This window comes from Mesorhizobium sp. M7A.F.Ca.CA.001.08.2.1 (genome assembly GCF_003998455.1).
GTDB lineage: Bacteria > Pseudomonadota > Alphaproteobacteria > Rhizobiales > Rhizobiaceae > Mesorhizobium > Mesorhizobium ciceri.
In genome coordinates, this window is sequence record NZ_RZPW01000726.1 from 1 (window position 1) to 3,127 (window position 3,127).

The window sequence follows — 3,127 nt, forward strand, 5'->3', positions numbered from 1 at the left end:
GCGCGGCAAGGACCGTACTGGCGCCAAGCCCCGCCAGCATCAGCAGGCGCTCGCGCCCATGCGCCCAGCCGCCCGCCGCTGCCAACGCGCCGACGAGATAACCGAGATAATTGGCCGACGCGATCCAACCGGCATCGGCAGGCGACAGATGCAATTCCTGCATCATGCCGGGCAGGATCGGCGTGTAGACGAAACGGCCGATGCCCATGGCAACCGCCATGGCAATCATGCCGGCGAAGGCGAAACGCAGCGCTGTCGAGGTGGCTGATGTCATTGCACTGCACAATAAGTGCAGGGGTCGCTGAAACAATCGCCATCTGTTGGGCCAGCGCGTGCGCGACGTGGTGCTCGCCTCGACTTTCCTCAAGCCGGAACGCTTGGCGCCTGCTCAGCAGCGGCCGCCGGCGTGCAATGGGGCCGTCTCGTGCACTGTCCGCCGTGCCGTCAGCCTGAACGGCACATCGCCCAGTTCGCGTTCCGACATGGTGTTCAGCACCGGATGCGAAAGCGGATCGGTCAGCCATCTCTGCGTTTCGCCGTCCGGGTGCGGCTCATACGGCGTACTCGCAGCGAAAAAGACCTTCAGCGACGACGACAAGATCCTCAGCATTTCCGGCTCCACAGGTCTGTCTCTTCCGATAAAATCCGCCGTTACGACATGCCTTTCAATTGAGATTTCAGCCGGATCAGTTTAGAAAAACTCAATGGCCATGCTCAACCGCGTCCACCTCAACGGCCTGCGCGCCGTCGAAACCGTTGCCCGTCTCGGATCGCTGGCGGCGGCCGCCGGTGAGCTCAACGTTTCCGTCAGCGCCGTCAGCCAGCAGATAAGCCGTACCGAAAAACAGCTCGGCCAGGCGCTGTTCGAGCGAACGGCGAGCGGTCTGGTGCTGACCGAATTCGGCGCCGTCTTCGCGGCCCGCCTTGGTGCTGGATTTCGTGAGCTTTCCCAGGCCGTGGCGCTGGCCGACGAGGCTACGCAATGCACATTGGTGGTTTCGGTGGCGCCGGCCTTTGCCTCGAAGTGGCTGTTGCCCAGACTATCTCGCCACTTCGACCGGCATCCCAACGTGCTGCTGCGCATCGACGCTTCGGTGCGGCTGGCCAATCTCGATCACTCAGACATCGACATCGCCATCCGGCTTGGCGATGGCAAATGGCCGGGCGGGCGCACGGAACTGCTCTTGGCGCAGGAAGTCTTCCCGGTCTGCGCGCCGGCGATTGCCCAAAAACTGAAGTCGATCGAGGACCTTGCCCAGACCTGCGCGATCACCGACGAGCGAGCAATGATCAACTGGGAAAGCTGGTTCGAGACGGCCGGCGTCCCACCTGTCAGCTTCCTCAAGGGTGCGCGTTTCACCGACCCGATGCTGTGCCTGGAATCGGCGATTGCCGGCCACGGCGTGATGCTGGGCTGGCAATTGCTCGCCGCGGATGCGCTGGCCGACGGGCGGCTGGTGGCGCCTTTCGGTATCCGCGCCCAGAGCGGGCTCGGCTATTGGCTGGTGACCTCGTCCGTCAAGGCGGAAAGCCGCAAGGTCCGGGATTTCAAGGTCTGGATCAGGGAAGAGATCGAAGCAACCATGGCGCGGTTCGGGTCCGCAAACCCAAAACCCGCCGGCGCGATCGCGGTGGAAAGCGCCGCGCCGCCGCTCTATGGTAGGTCGGACATCAAACTACGACAGGCAGGATCATGACCACACATTCGCGCGGCGTTTCCGCATCAATCGACCCGGTGAAGCTCGACAGGCTGGCGGAAGTCGCCATCAAGGTCGGGCTGCAATTGCAGCCAGGGCAGGATCTGGTGCTGACGTCATCGATCGCGGCACTGCCGCTAACCAGGCGGATCGTCGAGCATGCCTACAAGGCCGGCGCCGGCCTGGTGACGCCGATCTTCAACGATGACGAGATGACGCTGGCGCGCTACCGCTTCGGCGCCGATGCGAGCTTCGACCGCGCCGCCGGCTGGCTCTATGAAGGCATGGCGAAAGCCTTTTCCAACAATGCGGCCAGGCTTGCCGTGCGCGGCGAGGATCCGTCGCTGCTCTCCGCACAGGATCCGGCGAAAGTGGCGCGCGCCAACAAGGCCAATTCGATGGCTTATCAGCCGGCGCTGGAAAAGATCACCGGCTTCGACATCAACTGGAACATCGTCGCCTATCCGGACCTCGCCTGGGCCAAACAGGTCTTCCCCGGCGATGCCGACGATGTTGCGGTCGTGAAACTCGCCGATGCCATCTTCGCCGCGTCGCGGGTCGATGTGGAGGATCCGATCGGCAACTGGAGGGCGCACAACGCGGCGCTGCGCAGCCGCACCGAATGGCTCAACCGCCATAATTTCCATGCGCTGCACTTCACCGGACCGGGCACCGACCTGACGGTTGGACTGGCGGACGGCCATGAATGGATGGGCGGCGCCTCGACCGCCAAGAACGGCATCACCTGCAACCCCAACATCCCGACCGAAGAGGTCTTCACCACGCCGCATGCAAGGCGGGTCGAAGGCCATGTCTCCTCGACCAAGCCGCTGTCCTACCAGGGCACGCTGATCGACGACATTTCGGTGCGTTTCGAAGAAGGCAGGATCGTCGAGGCCAAGGCATCGAAGGGCGAGGACGTGCTGAAGAAAGTGCTCGACACCGACGAGGGCGCGCGCCGTCTCGGCGAGGTGGCGCTGGTGCCGCATTCCTCGCCGATCTCGGCCAGCGGCCTGTTGTTCTTCAACACGCTGTTCGACGAGAACGCCGCCTGCCACATCGCGCTCGGCCAATGCTATTCGAAGTGCTTCGTCGACGGCGCCTCGCTCAGCCAGGACGAGATCGCCGCGCGCGGCGGCAACAAGAGCTTCATCCACATCGACTGGATGATCGGCTCGGACAAGATCGACATCGATGGCGTCCACAAGGACGGCGCCCGCGTGCCTGTCATGCGCAAGGGCGAGTGGGCCTGAGGGTTCCAGCCGAGAGGTGTGATGGCCTTCAACATCGCGGTCAAGCGTATCTACGAGCCGCCCGCTGCCGAGGACGGGCAGCGGGCGGCTCGTAGATACGCTTGACCGCGATGTTGAAGGCCATCACACCTCTCGGCTGGAACCCTCAGGCCCACTCGCCCTTGCGCATGACAGGCA

4 protein-coding genes are annotated in these 3,127 nt (G+C 63.8%); 2 read left to right on the forward strand and 2 right to left on the reverse strand.

What is annotated here, in order from left to right; translation table 11 throughout:
- The coding region (locus tag EN914_RS29760) for a YbfB/YjiJ family MFS transporter (protein ID WP_127389461.1) at positions 1-274 on the reverse strand (274 nt) is incomplete at its 3' end.
- A gap of 114 nt (positions 275-388) precedes the next feature.
- Entirely contained in the window at positions 389-610 is a 222-nt protein-coding gene (locus EN914_RS29765; protein ID WP_024502627.1) for a hypothetical protein, read from the reverse strand.
- Positions 611-704: 94 nt separating this feature from the next.
- Here EN914_RS29765 and EN914_RS29770 point away from each other — a divergent pair, with 94 nt between their 5' ends.
- Positions 705-1,697: a LysR substrate-binding domain-containing protein gene (locus EN914_RS29770; RefSeq protein WP_013532854.1), complete on the forward strand. Its 993-nt coding sequence runs from the start codon at positions 705-707 to the stop codon at positions 1,695-1,697.
- The gene (locus tag EN914_RS29775) at positions 1,694-2,950 is read left to right on the forward strand and encodes an aminopeptidase (protein WP_024502626.1); all 1,257 of its coding nucleotides are present in this window, start codon (positions 1,694-1,696) and stop codon (positions 2,948-2,950) included. The genes EN914_RS29770 and EN914_RS29775 overlap by 4 nt, the downstream gene beginning before the upstream one ends.
- Positions 2,951-3,127: the final 177 nt, after the last annotated feature.